Source organism: Streptomyces sp. YIM 98790, from assembly GCF_011421595.1.
Classification (GTDB): Bacteria; Actinomycetota; Actinomycetes; order Streptomycetales; family Streptomycetaceae; genus Streptomyces.
Map to the genome: position 1 here is coordinate 1 of NZ_WTLH01000409.1, position 482 is coordinate 482.

1 pseudogene is annotated in these 482 nt (G+C 78.0%); it reads left to right on the forward strand.

Annotation, left to right across the window (positions count from 1 at the left end):
- Window positions 1-482 (forward strand): annotated as a pseudogene (locus GQS09_RS30185) (DNA polymerase III subunit gamma and tau); the annotation flags it as partial.

Here is a 482-nt window from a genome sequence, read left to right on the forward strand (position 1 = left end):
GAGCGGGCGCGTCCGCGGGGCCGTCACGGCCGGGAGCCTGGCCCGGGGCCGGTGCGGGCAGCGGCGGCTCGGGAGGCGGCAGCGGAGGGGGAGGCGCCGCCACTGCTCCGGCAGAACCGGCAGCAGCGGGGCCGTCGCCCTCGCAGGGGCCGGCGGCCGGCGGGGGCGGGGATCCGTCCCGGGTGCAGCAGATGTGGCCGCAGATCCTGGAGGCGGTGAAGACCAAGCGCCGTTTCACCTGGATTCTGCTCAGCCAGAACGCACACGTCAGCGGCTTTGACGGGACGACGCTGCAGGTCGCCTTCAGCAGCGCCGGAGCCCGGGACAGCTTTGTCAACGGCGGCAGCGAGGAGGTGCTGCGGCAGGCGCTGGCGGACGCCTTCGGCGTGCAGTGGAAGGTGGAGGCCGTGGTGGGCCCGGGCGGGGGCGGCGGCCCGTCCCCGCGGCCCGCCGGCGGGCCGCCGCCGTCGGCCACGCCCGCC